Below are 14,865 nucleotides of genomic sequence, written 5' to 3'. Positions count from 1 at the left end.
CCGTCTACCGCTCGGCGTGCATCTCGACGCTGATCTGGCTCGCGTCGAGCACCTTGAGCGTCTGGTCCATGGCCCCCGAGCTGAACGTGCCGTGGTCCCGCACGTGGAGCAGCTCCTCACGCTGCGCCGCGAGCACCGCGAGCCGCAGCTCGCGGTACTGCCGGTGCCGGTCGTCCCCCTCGGTCGCCTCGCGGTCCACGAGGTCGTCGTGCGCGATCTCCTGACGCACGCGCTCGATCGTCTCGGGCGCGTAGGGCGTCCCGTCGGGGCGCGCGAGCCCCGGCGCGTCGATCATCTCGGTGGCCACGCGCGACAGCTCGCCGAGGAGCGCGAGCCGCTCGTCGTTCTCCGTCGACGGGTCGACCGCGAGACCGAGCCTCCGCACGACCCACGGCAGCGTGCCGCCCTGCACCAGGAGCGTCCCGGCCGCGACGAAGAACGCGATGAGGACCAGCAGGGCGCGGTGCGGGGTGTCGGCCGGCAGGGACTGGGCCGCCGCGAGCGTCACGACGCCGCGCATGCCCGCCCACACGAGCAGCACGCCCTCACGGCGGCCGAGCGGCTCGGCCGCGAGGTAGTCGATGTCCGCGATGCGGCGCGTGAGGAACGACTGGATGCGCGCCGTCCGCGACCGCACGCGCGGGTCGTCGACCGCGAGCGGCGCGACCTCCCCGCGCGGTCCGCGCCCGGGACCGCCGCGCGCCCCCGCGAGGCCGCCCGGGCCGCCCATGCCGGGAGCGGCGACCCCGCCGGGGCCCCCGTTCCTCCTGCCCCGCCCACGGTCCTCGAGCGTCGGCAGCTCGCCGCGGTCGAGCCTGTCGGTGGCGGCGGACAGCTTCTCGCGGACCTCGGGGTTGCGGCGGTTCGAGCGCTGCATGAGCCACAGGAGCGCGGCGACGAACACCGACCGCAGCGCGATGACCACGACCGCCGCCAGGAGCGCGAGCCCCGCGGCGGTCCACAGGCTGCCGTGGTCCTCGCGCACCTCCTCGACGAGCCCGAACACCTCGAGCCCCATGAGCAGGAAGACGCCGCTCTCCAGGAGGAGCTCGACCGTCCGCCAGTTCGCCTTCTCGGCGATCCGGTCCTGCGGGCTCAGGTGCTTGGGGGCGCCGAGCCCCGTGACGATGCCGGCCGTCACGACCGCGACGAGCCCCGAGGCGCCCAGGTGCTCCGAGGGCAGGAACGCGATGAAGGGCACGACGAACGAGATCGCGGTGTTGGACGTGGCCTCGTGCACGCGCGAGCGCACCCACAGGCTGGCCTTGCCGACGAGGAAGCCGATCACGACGGCGACGGCCACCGCGTACACGAAGTCGCCCGCGACCTGGCCCACGGAGACGGTCGCGGCCGTCGCCGCGATGGCCGAGCGCAGCAGGACCAGGGCCGAGGCGTCGTTGAGCAGGCTCTCGCCCTCGAGCACGGTCACGATGCGCGGGGAGACGCCGGCCTTCTTGACGATCGAGGTCGCGACCGCGTCGGTGGGGCTGATGATCGCGCCGAGCGCGATGCCCGTCGCGAGCCCGATCCCGGGGATCAGGAGGTGGAAGAGGACGCCGAGCACCACGGCGCTGATCACCACGAGGACCACGGAGAGCCCGCTGATCGCCTTGAGGTCTCGACGGAAGTCCATCGCGGGCATGCTGACCGACGCCGAGTACAGGAGCGGGGGCAGGACGCCCGCGAGGATCCACTCCGGGTCGACCTCGACGGCCGAGACCGCGGGCAGGAACGACACCGCGACGCCCAGCAGCACGAGGATCAGCGGGGCGGCGACCCCCAGACGGGGCGCGAGCGCGGTCACGCCGACCACCGCCAGGACGCCGGCGATCAGGTAGGGGGCGAACTCCATGGGCTTCTCGTCTCGCTCGGGGAATTACTTCCTATCAGACGAAGCATCTGCGCCCCGCACCGCTACGCGTCGCGCGAAACCCACTCTGCCGCCTGGTCGCGTGCCGCGCGCAGCATCGCGACCGACTCGCCCTGGTTGACGCGGGCGAGCGCGAGCGCGCTGAGCTGCAGCGAGAGCAGCAGGCGCGCGCGCTGCTCGACGACCCCGTCCGCGAGCGCCGGGTCCGCGGCGCGCAGAGCGCCGACGAGCGCGTCGGTGAGCTCGGCCCGGTAGGCGTCGACCGCGGCACGCAGCGCGTCGTCGTGCCCGGCGGGGCCGGTCGCGCACCCCATGAGGAGGCAGCCGCGCCGCGGGGAGTCGGCGGGCACCTGCCCGACGGCGGAGGCCAGCTGCTCGAAGTACGCCACCACGGCCTGCGCGGCCTCGGGCGGGGTGCGACGAGCGGCCTCGACGAGGGGGCGCAGCCGGGGCCGGATCACGGTGCCGAGATAGTCCTCGACCGCGGCGTCGAACAGCCCGCGCTTGGAGCCGAACGCGTGGTAGAGGCTCGACCGGTTCAGCCCGGTGGCGCGCTCGAGGTCCGGGAGCGACGCGCCGTCGAGCCCCTGGTCCCAGAACACGTCGCGCGCGGCCTGGACGACCGTGGTGGAGTCGTACGACGGGGCCCTGCCCATGTGGACCGCCTCACCTTCCGCTTCTCGTATTGCACTGACCGGTACACAACTGTACCGTCGTAGTGGACCGAACGATACACAATGCGTCCCGGGACCCGGCGCGCACCACGACCGCCCGACCACGAAGGACACCCCATGACCACCACAGCACTGGCCCTCGCCGGCCTCGCCGCGCTGATCCACGTCTACATCTTCGTGCTCGAGTCCGTGTCCTGGACCTCCCCCCGGACCCGTGCGACGTTCGGCACCACCGAGCAGGAGGCCCTCGCCACCCAGGAGCTCGCGTTCAACCAGGGCTTCTACAACCTGTTCCTCGCGATCATCACCGCGATCGGGATCGTGCTGTCCGCGAGCGGCCAGACCGGGGTCGGCGCCGCGCTCGTCCTGAGCGCGACCGGATCCATGGTGCTCGCAGGCCTCGTCCTGATCGTCTCGTCGCCCGCCAAGGCCCGCGCCGCGCTCGTCCAGGCCGTCCCGCCCGCACTCTCGATCGTGCTCCTGGTCATCGGGCTCACGGCCTGACACCTGCCGGCCCGCACCCACCGACCACCCCACCCGACCGACCCAGCGCCCCGCCGCACCCGCCCCCCGCCGGCGGCTGCGCCGTCGGGCACGCCCCACCCGAACCACCGACCGAAGGACCCCACGCATGACCACCTCCACCCAGATCCAGCTCGTCGCCCGCCCCACCGGCTGGCCCACGCACGACGACTTCCGCACCGTCCAGGTCGACCTCCCCGACCTCGCGCCCGGCCAGGTGCGCGTCCGGAACGAGTTCGTGTCCGTCGACCCGTACATGCGCGGACGCATGAACGACGTGAAGTCCTACACCCCGCCCTACGTCCTGGGCGAGACCATGACGGGCGGCGCCGTCGGACGCGTCGAGGCCTCGACCGCCGAGGGCTTCGCGGTCGGCGACGTCGTGCTCCACCAGCTCGGGTGGCGCGACGTGACCCAGGACGACGCCGCCGCGTTCCGCGTCGTCCCCGAGATCCCGGGCGTCCCGCTGTCCGCCTACCTGGGCGTCCTGGGCATGACCGGGCTCACCGCGTACGTCGGGCTGCTCGAGATCGCCGGCCTGCGCGAGGGCGACACCGTGTTCGTCTCCGGCGCGGCCGGCGCCGTGGGCACCGCCGTCGGCCAGATCGCACGCCTCAAGGGCGCCGGACGCGTCGTCGGGTCCGCAGGCACCCCCGAGAAGGTCGCGCTCCTGACCGAGCGCTACGGCTACGACGCCGCGTTCAGCTACAAGGACGGGCCCGTCGCCGACCAGCTCGCCGTCGCCGCCCCCGACGGGATCGACGTCTACTTCGACAACGTCGGCGGCGAGCACCTCGAGGCCGCGCTCGGCGCGTTCAACGACTTCGGGCGTGCGGCCCTGTGCGGCGCGATCTCGCAGTACAACGAGACCGAGCCCGCGGTGGGTCCGCGGAACATGGGCAACATCGTCACCCGCAGCCTCATGCTCCAGGGCTTCACGATCGGCAACCACCTCGAGCACTTCCCCGCGTTCTCGCGCGACATGGGCGCCTGGCTCCAGGCGGGCGAGGTCGTGTTCGACGAGACCGTGGTCGACGGGATCGAGAGCTCGGTCGACGCGTTCCTCGACCTCATGCGCGGCGCGAACACCGGCAAGATGGTCGTGCGCGTCTGAGGTCTCCGACCGGCCGCGCCGGTCAGGCCCGGGCCGCGCCGAGAACGCCACCGAGTGCGTCCTGGGCGCGGCCTCGTGGCACTCCTGCACGAGGTCGGCGACCTCCTCGTGGCCGGACCGCAGGCCGGGAGGAGGGGCCGGTCAAGCAGATCGCGGAACCTCTCGCGGGCTGGGACGGGGTGTGCGCTCGCCCAGGAACGCGAAAGCCACGATCGCAACCCCCACGTAGAGCGGGACGAGCAGCAGGACGTCAGGGCTCGCCAGATCGACCTCGACCCCCGTACCGCCTGCCGACAGCACGACCCGGTTGACCGTGAGGAAGGCCAGGTGCGCACCGACGCACGTCCACACGCTCCCGGTCCGGCTCGCCTCGCGCGCGTAGGCGAGCATGAGACCGAACACCACGAGCAGCATGGCGTACGAGACCGGGTCCTCCCCCGGCGGGACGACGCCCCACGGGAACGGCTCGACGCCCAGCAGGCGCGTGAGCCCGGCGCCGACGACGACCGACGCCGAGGCCGCCGCCACGAACAGGGCCGTCGTGACCAGGATGGCGACCCACCGCGCATACCGGGACCGGAGCGTCGTGAGCACGTACCCGCGGAGCGAGATCTCCTCCGGCACGGCCTCGTAGAGCAGCGCGATCAGCGCGTTGGTCCCGAGGAAGAGCAGCAGGTCTCCGGCCTCGACCGCACGCCAGGTCACCCAGCCCGCTGCGGTCGCTCCGCCCAGGACGACCAGGGCCGCAGCCAGGACGACGCCGCACCCCAGCACCGCCGTCCGGACCGCGGTGAGCGGGCCGACCAACCCGATGCCGTGCAGCGGTCGGCCGTCGACCCGGCGGCGGAGGAACAGGATCGTCGGGACGACCAGCGCCGTCACGAGCAGCGCGGGGACGAGGCGGGCGACGAACCCGTCGAGTCCCCAGAGCTCCGCCGCCGCGATGCCGACCGCGACCGAGGCACCGAGCCCGACCCCCATGACAGCGGCGCCGAGCGCCGCGCGGGCGAGCGCGTACGGGAGCGGCGGCTCGGTGGAGACGGGTGAGGCCCGACGCGCGGGCGTGGGTGGTTCTCGTCGATCCGGCGCACGCGGCGTGGGACGTGCGGCCACCGGTGCCGCGGCGCCGGTCGGTCGAGGGGTCCTCGCGCTGGGCGTGGTGGGATCCGCGTCGTCGGGGAGCATCGGCCCATCCTGCCGTCGGGCCGGAGCGCCACGCCAGGGCCCGCCGCCTCAGGTGCGTCGCGTGCTCTCCTCCCCCGCAAGGAGGAGGGGCGGTCCGTCGCGCGCCGGTGCCGCCCCGGACGTCGGAGCCGCAAGAATCGTCGGCATGGTCACCGCCGCCCGGGCCCCCGGGTCCACCACCCCGCCGCCACCCTCCGCCACCGACGGCGAGCCCGGACGCTCACGGGAGACCGGAGCCAGTCCCGGGAGCGAGCGTGCGGACTGGCGGCCCTGGGTCTTCCCCGGCGTGCTCGCGCTGCTCGTGGGGCTGTTCATGCTCGTGACCCCGATCCAGCTCCCCTCCGACGTCGGTCTCTGGACCAACATGATCGCCGACCCGAGCCTCGTGCTGCCCGTCATCACGCTCGGCAACGTCAGCGCCGTCGCAGGGGTCCTCGTCGCGCGCCGGTCCGTCCGGCTGGCCTGCGTCCTCGCCGCCTGGCCATTCCTCCTCCTCCCGCTGATCGGGACGTTCGTCTGGGCCTGGTGGCTCGCGCTCCTGGCCGTCGCCGTCGTCGCGGCGCACGACCGGTGGTACCGCACCCTGCTTCCGCTCGCCCTGAGCACCGGCGTCATCGCGATCTACTGCACCTCCGAGATCCCCGCCCTGCTGCCGATCGGCCCGGTGACGTCCGGCCGGGAGAGCGACGTCTCGTTCGTGATCTACGCCGTCATGTCGCTCGCGGCGGTGTCGATCAGTGCTGCGATCGGGGCGGGGGCCCGCGCGCGGGTCCGCGCCGCCGCCGCCGACCGCGCCTCCGAGCACGCCCTCGGCGTCGAGACCGTCGCGGTCGAGCGGGCCAGGATCGCGCACGACCTGCACGACGTCGTCGCGCACCACATCTCGCTCGTCGCCGTCCGCGCGGAGTCGGCGCCGTACGTGCACCCGTCGATGGACGACGACTCCAGGGCCGTGCTGGCCGACATCGCCGACGACGCGCGCCACGCGCTGGGCGAGCTGCGCCAGGTGCTCGCGGTGCTGCAACGCACCGAGGGCGCCGACCGGGCCCCGCAACCTGGGTCCGGCGACATCGGGGCGCTCGTGGACGCGGCCCGCTCGGCCGGGCAGTCCGTGACGGTCGTCGGGGAGCTGCCGGTGCTGCCGGCAGCCCAGGGGCTCGTGCTCTACCGCGCGGTCCAGGAGTCGCTGACCAACGCGCGTCGCCACGCCCCCGGGCAGCCGGTGACGCTGACGCTCGGGACGGGCGCGGCGCCGTCGGGCACGGGCGAGCCGTCCGACCCGGACGGGCCCGACGGGGGCGCTGCGGACGTCCGGGGACCGGTCGTCACCGCGCGCCTGACCAACCCCCTGGTCCCCCGCACCTCGCCCGGGGCTCCCGGCCGCGGGCTGCTCGGGATGCGCGAGCGCGTCGAGTCGATCGGCGGCTCCCTCACGGCGGGCGAGGAGGACGGGTCGTTCGTCGTCGAGCTGACGCTCCCCGTCGGCGAGCCCGAGCCGGTACCTTCACCAGCACCCGAGCGCGCGGGGACCCACCTGCACTACTCCGCGGGCGACCCCCTGGACGTCCACCTCCTCGACGTCCCGGACGGGACCGACGCATGACCCGCGTCGTGGTCGCCGACGACCAGCCCGTGGTGCGCTACGGCTTCGCCGCGATCCTCGACGCGGCCGAGGACATCGAGGTCGTCGGCTCGGCGGGGAACGGGGCCGAGCTGCTCGACGTCGTCGCGGCCCACCGGCCCGACGTCGCCGTGGTCGACGTCCGCATGCCCGTCATGGACGGGATCGCCGCGACCGCCGAGATCAGCGCCCGCCACCCCGGCACGAACGTCCTCATCCTCACGACGTTCGACCTCGACGAGTACGTGTTCGACGCCCTCCAGGCCGGGGCCTCGGGCTTCCTCCTCAAGGACACCCCGGCACCACGCCTGGTCGAGGGCGTGCGGCTCGTGGCGGAGGGCTCGATGCTCCTGGGGCCCACCGTGACCCGCCGACTCGTGGGCGACTTCGCGCGCCGCAGCCCCCAGGTCGCACCAGGGGTCGAGAACCTCACCGTCCGCGAGCGCGAGGTGCTGCTCACCGTCGCCCGAGGGTTGTCGAACGCCGAGATCGGGGCCGAGCTGTTCATCACCGAGCAGACCGTGAAGTCGCACGTGTCCGAGGTGCTGCGCAAGCTCGCGTGCCGGGACCGGGTGCAGCTCGTGATCGCGGCGTACGAGTCGGGCCTGGTCGGCCTGTCGGAACGGGCGTGACCCCGAGAGCCCGAGGCCGGGTGTGCAGTGCACAGGATGCACGAGCCCCTGTGGAAACCTCCTATCATGAGTCGTGAGTTCCGACTGGTTCGACCTGGCCACCCAGGGCACCGAGAGCGGTGAGCTGGCCCGGTCGATCGACTGGTCGGCCACCTCGATCGGCTCCCCCGAGACCTGGCCCAAGACGCTGCGCGCCGCCGTGCGCCTGTGCTTCAGCACGCGTTTCCCCATCTTCATCGCCTGGGGCCCCGAGCTCCTCATGATCTACAACGACGGCTACCGGCCCATGCTCGGCCAGGAGAAGCACGTCGGCGCGATGGGGGCCCCCGCGAGCGTCGTGTGGGCCGAGATCTGGGACCAGATCGAGCCGCTGTTCGCCTGGGTCCTCGAGACCGGCGAAGCGACCTGGTCGGAGGACCAGCCCCTGATCATGAACCGGTCCGGCTTCGACGAGGAGACCGCCTTCACGTTCTCCTACAGCCCGCTGCGCGACGACGACGGCGTGATCCGGGGCGTCATGGACGTCGCGACCGAGACGACCGACCACGTGGTGGACTCCCGCCGCCTCCAGATCCTGGGCACCCTCACGGCGACCCTCCAGCGCCTGCAGGGCGACGTCGACGAGCTCGCGGCCGCGACCGTGGGCGTGCTGGGCCGCAGCGTCGACGTCACGCGCGCAGACCTCTACCTCGAGACCGCGGACGGCCTCGTGGCCTTCGCCTCGACCCACGAACGCCACGACGAGTCCGTGCCGTCGCAGATCCTGCGCGAGGTCGCCGACGAGCGGCGGCTCGAGCAGGTCGGCCCCGCGCTCGTCGCCCCGCTCGCAGCCAGCCGCGACCGCGCCGCCGCAGGCGTGATCGTCCTCGAGGGCAACCCCCACCGCCCCGACGACGACGCCCAGCGCTCGTTCCTCCAGCTCGTGGCGTCCTCGGTGGGCACCGCGCTGAGCAGCACCCTGGCGCAGCTCCGGCAGGTCAACGAGCTGCGGTACGTCGCGAACGCGCTCCAGGACGCGATGCTGCCCGACGACCCGACGGCGCCCGGCTGGCACACGCGGTACCGCCCGGCCGACGACAACCTCCTCATCGGCGGCGACTGGTACGACGTGGTGGACCTGTCCGGCGGACGGTTCGGCCTGGTCGTGGGCGACTGCGTGGGCAAGGGGCTGCGGGCCGCGGCAGTCATGGGCCAGCTCCGCAGCGCGAGCCGTGCCCTGCTCCTGGAGAACCTGGGTCCCGCGGCCACGCTCGAGGGCCTCGACCGCTTCGCCCGGACGCTGCCCGGAGCCGAGCTCGCGACCGTGCTGTGCGCGATCGTCGACGAGAACGCCCGCACCCTGACCTACTCGGCGGCCGGGCACCTGCCGCCCCTCGTCGTCAACAAGGCCGACACGTGCTGGCTGAACGACGGCCGGGGCACGCCCCTCGCGCTCAGCAACCGCCCCCGCGAGGAGGCCACGGCGTCCCTCGCGAGCGGCGACGCGGTCATCCTGTACACGGACGGCCTCGTCGAGCGGCGCGAGGAGCACCTGTCCGAGGGGCTGCGGCGACTCGCCGACGCGGCCCTCGCGATCCGCGAGGAGCGCCCGGCCGCCGACCTCCCCGACGCCCTGCTCGCCGAGCTCCTCGCGGGCGGCGCGCGCGACGACGTCGCCCTCCTGATGTACGAGGTGCCCTGACCGCACCCCGCCACGCGCCGGGCTGCTCAGGGCAGCCCGGCGTCGTGCACGCAGATCGCGCCGGTCAGGCGTTCGCGGCGCGGTAGGCCTCCAGGACAGCCTTGGGCAGGCGGCCCTTGAGGCTGACCGTGTGGCCGTTCTCCAGCGCCCAGGTGCGGATGGCGGCCGTGGTCTCGCCCGGCAGGAGGTAGCCGGTGGCCTTGGGTGCCTCGGCGGCGGGCACCGCATCGGTGGCGGGCACGGCGTCGGCCTCGGCGACGACGGGCTCGGCCTCGGCCACCGGTGCCTCCTCGATCACGACGGCCTCGACGACCTCGACCGTGACGGCGCCGGTCTCGACGACCTCCACCTCCGCGGCGTCCTGCTCGGCGACCACGGACGGCTCGGTGACCACGGACGGCTCGGCGGCCTCGGCGACGACCTCCGCGACCTCGACGGTCTCCTCGACCACGACGGCCTCGGGCGTCTCGACCACGGTCGCCGTCTCGACGACCTCGACGACCTCGACCACGGGCTCGGGCTCGGGCTCGACGGGCTCAGCCGCAGCCTCCGGCTCGACGACGGGCTCGACGACGGGCTCGACGACGGCCTCGGGCGTCTCGACCACGGGCTCAGCCGCAGCCTCCGGCTCGACGACGGGCTCGGCCTCCGGAGCCGTCTCCGGCTCCAGGACGGCGATCGCGACAGGCGTCGACGCCGGCTCGGCCACGGCGGCCGCAGCGGGGGCGGACGACGCGGCAGCCTCGGCCGGCGCGGTGTCGGGGGTGGCCTTCTGGGCGCCGTCGAACAGTGACGTGACGCTCACCACCGGCGCGACCTCCGCCTTCTTCCGACGACCCTTGAACCAGCTCAGCAAACCCATGACGACCTCTCCGCGAACGTTGCGCCGCACCGGCCGATGCGCGCACGGGCAACTCTTTCACAGATCGGACATCGACCCGTCGAGCGCCCGTGCCGCCACCGGCGGGCGGACGCCGGTCAGGTCACCTCTCGAACGTCGCACCGGTGGGCATCGTGACGGCGCACGTCGCGGTCTCCCCCGGCCCCGCCGAGGTCGCCTCCGCGAGGACCGCCTCGTTCGTCCGCCCGCGGTCCTTGACGATCCGGCACGACGCGACGCCGTCCCCGACGGGCTCGACCTCGATGCGCGCCGGCTGCCCCGCGGCGACGACCGCCTCGGTCGTGTAGGGAGACCCGACGGCGCCCGACGCGCTCTCCTCGACCGACGTCCCGGTGCGGTCCCCTGCGGGCGCCTGTGTCCACGAGACCGACTCGATGCCGGCCGCCGAGGTGGCCTCGTACCCGAGGAAGTACGAGTCGACCGGGCGCTGCATCATGGCGGTGCGCAGCACCAGGAGGCTCGCCACGAGCAGTGCGATGCCCAGGATCGAGCCGATGACGACGAGGACGGGACCGACCTTGCTCGGCACTTCACCCTTGCTCTGCACTTCACGCTCCGGGGGACTGCGGCCGAAGCGGGGTGCGCGAGGCCGACGGGACGGGCGCCGGGTGCGACGCCGTGGACGCACCGCGGCGCCCCGGGAAGGCAGGGCGGGCCGCTGTGCGTCGCTCCCACCGTAGGCACGCGACCACGACCGCACATCGACCGGACGGACGAGGTCCTCCTCCGCAGGGTCGGCAGCACGGGGTACCCGCGTCCCCCGCAGGTCGGCAACCGGACATCGGCCGGGGACGTCGAGACCCTGCCGCCCCGGCCCCCGCCCCAGCCCCCCGCGTCGGCGGCCGCCGCCGGGTCGTGGAACTCGCTCGACTCCGTACCGGGGGCGCGGTGTACTGGAGACCAGCCGCCCCACCGTCCGCCAGGAGTCCCATGCCCCCGTCGTCCTCCAGCCCCGCCGCGGAGCGTGCCCGCCTGGGCCTGCACGCCGAGTGCGCGAGCTGCTTCGGGCTGTGCTGCGTGGCGTTGGCGTTCACGCGCTCGGCCGACTTCCCCATCGACAAGGACGCGGGCGAGCCCTGCCGCAACCTGCGGCCCGACCACCGGTGCGGCATCCACCCGGACCTGCGGGACCGCGGGTTCGTGGGCTGCACGGTCTACGACTGCTTCGGCGCCGGGCAGAAGATCTCCCGGTCCGCGTTCGCGGGGCAGGACTGGCGAGAGCACCCCGAGGTGCGGGCGTCGATGTTCGCGCTGCTGCCCGTGCTGCGTCACGTGCACGAGCTGCTCTGGTACCTGACCGAGGCCGTGGCCCTGACCGAGCGCCACGGCGCCCACGACCGCACCGACCGCACCGACCGCACCGACGAGCTCGGCAGCCACGACCCGGCGCTGACCTCGGACCTGCGGGACGCGGTCGACCGCGTCGAGCGCCTCTCCCTCGGCGCACCGGACGACCTGCTCGCACTGGACCTCGACGCGCTCCGGGGCAGCGTCAACCCGCTGCTGCTCCGCGCCAGCGAGGGCGCCCGCGCACGGTCGGCGCACCAGCCGCGGGGACGGCGCGCCGAGCACCGGGGGGCTGACCTCGTGGGCCGACGCCTGGCCGGCGCGGACCTGCGGGGAGCGAGCCTGCGCGGAGCGCTGCTCGTCGGCGCCGACCTCCACGGGGCCGACCTGCGCGGAGCCGACCTCGTGGGAGCCGACCTCCGCGGCACCGACCTGCGCGGCGCCGACCTCACCGACGCGCTGTTCCTCACGCAGACCCAGATCGACGCGGCCCGGGGCGACTCCGCGACGCTCCTGCCCGCAGGGCTCGAGCACCCCGGGCACTGGGGCGACGCACCCCCCGGGCCCCGTGGCCGTGCGCCCCGAGCCGTGCCACCGCGCGGGGAGAGACGTCCCCGGCGGTGAGCGACGTCGTCGGGCCCGGGCCGGCACGCACCGGCACGCGCCGGCGGACGGCGCCCCCGGCCCGACGACGCAGGGGCGGCCCCGACGGGGCCACCCCTGCGCTGCTCACCTGTCGTTGAGCTTCTTGGCCTGCTCGGCCACGGTGTCGACGTGCTTGTCGACCGAGTCCGACGTGCGGCCCTTGACCAGGTCCGCGACCTGGTCGATGCGCTCGTCCGTCAGGGCCTCCTTGGCCTTCTCGACGAACCCGCCCAGGCCACCCAGGCCACCCTTCTGCTCGCTCATGTCCTCGTCCTTCCGTCGGTTCCCGGGACCGGTCGTCACGGGGCTGCGCCCCATCCTGCCCCGGCCGGGGGCCTCGCTGCTCACCCGCGAGCGGGTGAAGCGCTCACGGAACCAGCACGATCCGGGTGCCCGACGCGGTCGTCGCGCCCCACGCCGCCTCGACCTCGCGCAGGGGGGTCGTGACGACGTCGACCTGCGGCCGGACCTGCGGCAGCGCGGCCGCGAGCTCACGCAGCGCAGACACCATCGCCACGGGCGAGACGGAGCCCTGGCCGCTCCCGCTGACCTGCACGTTCGTCTTGCGGAGCGTCGCCGCGGGCAGGGTGATCGTGGGACCGGCCGTGGCCCCGACGTGCACCCAGCGCAGCAGGTGCGCGGGGTCGCTGCGGGCGCCCGTCACGGCCGCGAGCGCCCCCTCGGTCGGCGCTCCCCACACGTAGTCGACGACGACGTCGACGTCCGCGGCCTCACGTGCGAGCCGTTCGGCGGCGTCGTCGGCCGTGAGCGGGACGACGGCGTCGGCCCCGAGGCGACGGACCACCGCGAGCGAGGCGGGGTCGCGCCCGGCCCCCACGACGCGGCCCGCCCCCAGGTGGCGCGCGAGCTGGACGGCGAGGCGGCCCGCGTTGCCCGTCGCGCCCAGGACCAGGACGGCCTCGCCCGGGCGCAGGCCGGCCCGGTGGCGCAGCGCGAGCCAGGCCGACATCGCGGGGTTCATGACGGCCGCGACGGTCACGTCGTCGAGCCCCTCGGGCAGGTCCACGAGGTCGTCTGCGGGCACCGCGACGAGGTCGGCCATGCTGCCGCGGGGCGCCTCGAGCCCCGCGAAGAACACGCGCCGCCCGTCCTCGGTGCGACCCACGCCGTCGAACCCGGGCACGAGCGGCAGCACGCCGTCGCTCGTGTAGTGCGTGCCCGCGGCCCCCGAGCGGACGCGTGGGTGCAGGCCCGCGGCCAGCACGTGCACGAGCACCTCGCCGGGCCCCGGCTCGGGGTCGGGCACCTCGGTCCAGCGGGGCGGGCGGTCGAACGACGTGACGAGGGCGGCGTGCACGGCGGTTCCTCCTTGTCGGGCGGGCGTCCCGCCCCCGGTCCCCCGGTCCCGACGTGGGCGCCCCCTCGATGCTCGCACCCCTCCGCAGGGTCGGCACCCGGGCGGCACGGGTCAGTCCGTGGGGCGGCGACGCATCTGCTTGGTCGTGGTCCGCTGCTTCTTCGCGGCGAGACGACGCTCCTGGGAGCCGCGCGTGGGGCGGGTCGCGCGCCGCTTCCGTGCGGGCGGGGCGAGCCCCTCGGCGACCAGGGCTGCGAGCCGCGTCCGCGCGGCCGCCCGGTTGCGGAGCTGCTCGCGGTGCTCGCTCGCGGTCACGGTCAGCACGCCCCCGACGAGGCGCTTGTCGAGGCGTTCGAGCAGGCGTGCGCGCTGGGAGTCGCTCAGGACCGCCGACGCGGCGACGTCCCACGAGAGCTCGACGCGCGAGTCGGTGGTGTTGACGCCCTGGCCCCCCGGGCCCGAGGCGCGCGAGAACCGCCAGGCGAGCTCGGCCTCGGGGATCGACAGGGCGGGGCTCACGGCGAGGCCGCTGTGCGGGACGGTGGACACCTGACCATCATCGCGGGTCGTCGGGCTGCGCCGCGCCCGCGTCGAGCGAGGACGTGGGACGTGCGGGGCGTCGTCGGGCCGGGTCGTCCTGCCCGACGGCGCCGCTCACCTCAGGCGGCCGCCGCGCCCACGCGTCCCTCGGCGCGGTCGCGGATCCCTCGCAGCATCCTGGCGCTCATCAGGAAGCTCACGGGCTGGACGGGCTCGACGACGGCGCCGGCCCACCAGCGCGTGTACCCGTAGCGCTCGCGCACGAGCAGGCGCGTGGCGCCGTCCGGGGCGGGGCGCAGCACGAACGACCACGAGAAGTCGTACGGCGGCGCGGACGCCCCGACGGGGACCGCGCCGCGCAGCACGACGTGCCGTTCGGGGACGATCGCGGCGACGCGCAGCGCCATGTCGGGGTGGAGGCGGACGTCGTCGCCGACGGCGAGCCGCTGCCACGCCGGCTCGATGCGGTCGGCGTTCTCGATGTCGCAGCCCACGAGGTTCTCGAGCCACTCGTAGCTGTAGAAGCCGCCGCGGCCCTGGCCGAGCTGCACGACCCAGCGCCACACCTCGCGCGGCGGGGCGGCGATCGTCACGGCGCGGGTCGCGACGGCGTCGGCGTGCGGGACGATCTCGTCGCCCGCGAGGGCGTCGGAGGGCTCGTCGTCCCGTGTCCCCCAGGTCATGGTCATGCGCCGGGTCAGGAGCAGGGCCCCGACCGTGGCCGCTGCGACGGCGGTCCTCGTGACGAGCGGTCTCATGGCAGTCTCCTCCGACGTGGGACCTGGGGCTGTGTCGATCGTCTCATCTCCGCGCACGAAACCTCGCGCTTGTGAGAGATTGCACAAGCGTGTCGCGGTGTCGCTCGCTGACCGGGC

15 protein-coding genes are annotated in these 14,865 nt (G+C 74.5%); 6 read left to right on the top strand and 9 right to left on the bottom strand.

The features are described from left to right. Positions 1–4: 4 nt before the first annotated feature. Together NHG27_RS10775 and NHG27_RS10770 are read right to left on the bottom strand one after the other, a co-directional pair. Positions 5–1,852: a cation:proton antiporter gene (locus NHG27_RS10775; protein WP_497016299.1), complete on the bottom strand. Its 1,848-nt coding sequence runs from the start codon at positions 1,850–1,852 to the stop codon at positions 5–7. A 62-nt stretch (positions 1,853–1,914) separates the two neighbouring features. Beyond that, positions 1,915–2,526 carry a TetR/AcrR family transcriptional regulator gene (locus NHG27_RS10770; RefSeq protein WP_497016298.1) on the bottom strand — a complete coding sequence of 204 codons (612 nt, stop codon included), beginning with the start codon at positions 2,524–2,526 and terminating at the stop codon, positions 1,915–1,917. 135 nt (positions 2,527–2,661) lie between these two features. Between NHG27_RS10770 and NHG27_RS10765 the strand changes: the two genes are divergently transcribed. Both NHG27_RS10765 and NHG27_RS10760 read left to right on the top strand, forming a co-directional pair. Beyond that, positions 2,662–3,048 carry a DUF1304 domain-containing protein gene (locus tag NHG27_RS10765; RefSeq protein WP_497016297.1) on the top strand — a complete coding sequence of 129 codons (387 nt, stop codon included), beginning with the start codon at positions 2,662–2,664 and terminating at the stop codon, positions 3,046–3,048. 127 nt (positions 3,049–3,175) lie between these two features. Beyond that, positions 3,176–4,180: an NADP-dependent oxidoreductase gene (locus NHG27_RS10760; protein ID WP_193719420.1), complete on the top strand. Its 1,005-nt coding sequence runs from the start codon at positions 3,176–3,178 to the stop codon at positions 4,178–4,180. Positions 4,181–4,321: 141 nt separating this feature from the next. Here the strand turns inward: NHG27_RS10760 and NHG27_RS10755 are convergent, their stop codons facing one another. Then, positions 4,322–5,365 (bottom strand): CPBP family intramembrane glutamic endopeptidase, encoded by a 1,044-nt coding sequence (locus NHG27_RS10755; RefSeq protein WP_497016296.1) that lies wholly within the window; start codon positions 5,363–5,365, stop codon positions 4,322–4,324. A gap of 145 nt (positions 5,366–5,510) precedes the next feature. Here NHG27_RS10755 and NHG27_RS10750 point away from each other — a divergent pair, with 145 nt between their 5' ends. The 3 genes from NHG27_RS10750 (at position 5,511) to NHG27_RS10740 (ending at position 9,299) form a co-directional block, all read left to right on the top strand. Then, positions 5,511–6,968, top strand: a complete 1,458-nt coding sequence (locus tag NHG27_RS10750) for a sensor histidine kinase (protein WP_497016295.1) — start codon at positions 5,511–5,513, stop codon at positions 6,966–6,968. Then, positions 6,965–7,618, top strand: coding sequence for a response regulator transcription factor (locus NHG27_RS10745; RefSeq protein WP_193719423.1), 654 nt, complete (start codon positions 6,965–6,967; stop codon positions 7,616–7,618). The genes NHG27_RS10750 and NHG27_RS10745 overlap by 4 nt, the downstream gene beginning before the upstream one ends. A 73-nt stretch (positions 7,619–7,691) precedes the next feature. Continuing rightward, complete coding sequence (locus NHG27_RS10740) at positions 7,692–9,299, top strand: PP2C family protein-serine/threonine phosphatase (RefSeq protein ID WP_497016294.1); 1,608 nt, start codon at positions 7,692–7,694, stop codon at positions 9,297–9,299. 64 nt (positions 9,300–9,363) lie between these two features. Here the strand turns inward: NHG27_RS10740 and NHG27_RS10735 are convergent, their stop codons facing one another. Both NHG27_RS10735 and NHG27_RS10730 read right to left on the bottom strand, forming a co-directional pair. Further along, a complete protein-coding gene (locus NHG27_RS10735) occupies positions 9,364–10,161 on the bottom strand; it encodes an Lsr2 family DNA-binding protein (protein ID WP_497016293.1) in 798 nt (265 codons plus the stop codon). 121 nt (positions 10,162–10,282) lie between these two features. Continuing rightward, entirely contained in the window at positions 10,283–10,729 is a 447-nt protein-coding gene (locus NHG27_RS10730; protein ID WP_193719426.1) for a hypothetical protein, read from the bottom strand. 401 nt (positions 10,730–11,130) lie between these two features. On the opposite strand from NHG27_RS10730, the gene NHG27_RS10725 reads away from it, so the two are divergent. Then, positions 11,131–12,111, top strand: coding sequence for a pentapeptide repeat-containing protein (locus tag NHG27_RS10725; RefSeq protein WP_497016292.1), 981 nt, complete (start codon positions 11,131–11,133; stop codon positions 12,109–12,111). A gap of 105 nt (positions 12,112–12,216) precedes the next feature. Here the strand turns inward: NHG27_RS10725 and NHG27_RS10720 are convergent, their stop codons facing one another. The 4 genes from NHG27_RS10720 to NHG27_RS10705 form a co-directional block, all read right to left on the bottom strand. Next, entirely contained in the window at positions 12,217–12,396 is a 180-nt protein-coding gene (locus NHG27_RS10720) for a hypothetical protein (RefSeq protein ID WP_193719428.1), read from the bottom strand. A gap of 103 nt (positions 12,397–12,499) precedes the next feature. After that, a complete protein-coding gene (locus NHG27_RS10715) occupies positions 12,500–13,450 on the bottom strand; it encodes a quinone oxidoreductase family protein (RefSeq protein ID WP_193719429.1) in 951 nt (316 codons plus the stop codon). Between the two features lie 111 nt (positions 13,451–13,561). Next, positions 13,562–13,999, bottom strand: coding sequence for an alternative ribosome rescue aminoacyl-tRNA hydrolase ArfB (arfB, locus tag NHG27_RS10710; RefSeq protein WP_497016291.1), 438 nt, complete (start codon positions 13,997–13,999; stop codon positions 13,562–13,564). A 110-nt stretch (positions 14,000–14,109) separates the two neighbouring features. Beyond that, positions 14,110–14,748 carry an SRPBCC family protein gene (locus NHG27_RS10705; RefSeq protein ID WP_497016290.1) on the bottom strand — a complete coding sequence of 213 codons (639 nt, stop codon included), beginning with the start codon at positions 14,746–14,748 and terminating at the stop codon, positions 14,110–14,112. Between the last annotated feature and the right edge of the window lie 117 nt (positions 14,749–14,865).

The organism is Oerskovia sp. 140933 (genome assembly GCF_059651515.1).
Note: the sequence above shows the minus strand (reverse complement) of the source record. Positions and strands in the feature narration are given on the sequence as shown.

What these genes read in the sequence shown, in the direction of transcription:
- NHG27_RS10775 (WP_497016299.1), bottom strand. Translation starts at nt 1,852, where the DNA reads ATGGAGTTCGCCCCCTACCTGATCGCCGGCGTCCTGGCGGTGGTCGGC.
- NHG27_RS10770 (WP_497016298.1), bottom strand. Translation starts at nt 2,526, where the DNA reads ATGGGCAGGGCCCCGTCGTACGACTCCACCACGGTCGTCCAGGCCGCG.
- NHG27_RS10765 (WP_497016297.1), top strand. Translation starts at nt 2,662, where the DNA reads ATGACCACCACAGCACTGGCCCTCGCCGGCCTCGCCGCGCTGATCCAC.
- NHG27_RS10760 (WP_193719420.1), top strand. Translation starts at nt 3,176, where the DNA reads ATGACCACCTCCACCCAGATCCAGCTCGTCGCCCGCCCCACCGGCTGG.
- NHG27_RS10755 (WP_497016296.1), bottom strand. Translation starts at nt 5,365, where the DNA reads ATGCTCCCCGACGACGCGGATCCCACCACGCCCAGCGCGAGGACCCCT.
- NHG27_RS10750 (WP_497016295.1), top strand. Translation starts at nt 5,511, where the DNA reads ATGGTCACCGCCGCCCGGGCCCCCGGGTCCACCACCCCGCCGCCACCC.
- NHG27_RS10745 (WP_193719423.1), top strand. Translation starts at nt 6,965, where the DNA reads ATGACCCGCGTCGTGGTCGCCGACGACCAGCCCGTGGTGCGCTACGGC.
- NHG27_RS10735 (WP_497016293.1), bottom strand. Translation starts at nt 10,161, where the DNA reads ATGGGTTTGCTGAGCTGGTTCAAGGGTCGTCGGAAGAAGGCGGAGGTC.
- NHG27_RS10725 (WP_497016292.1), top strand. Translation starts at nt 11,131, where the DNA reads ATGCCCCCGTCGTCCTCCAGCCCCGCCGCGGAGCGTGCCCGCCTGGGC.
- NHG27_RS10720 (WP_193719428.1), bottom strand. Translation starts at nt 12,396, where the DNA reads ATGAGCGAGCAGAAGGGTGGCCTGGGTGGCCTGGGCGGGTTCGTCGAG.
- NHG27_RS10705 (WP_497016290.1), bottom strand. Translation starts at nt 14,748, where the DNA reads ATGAGACCGCTCGTCACGAGGACCGCCGTCGCAGCGGCCACGGTCGGG.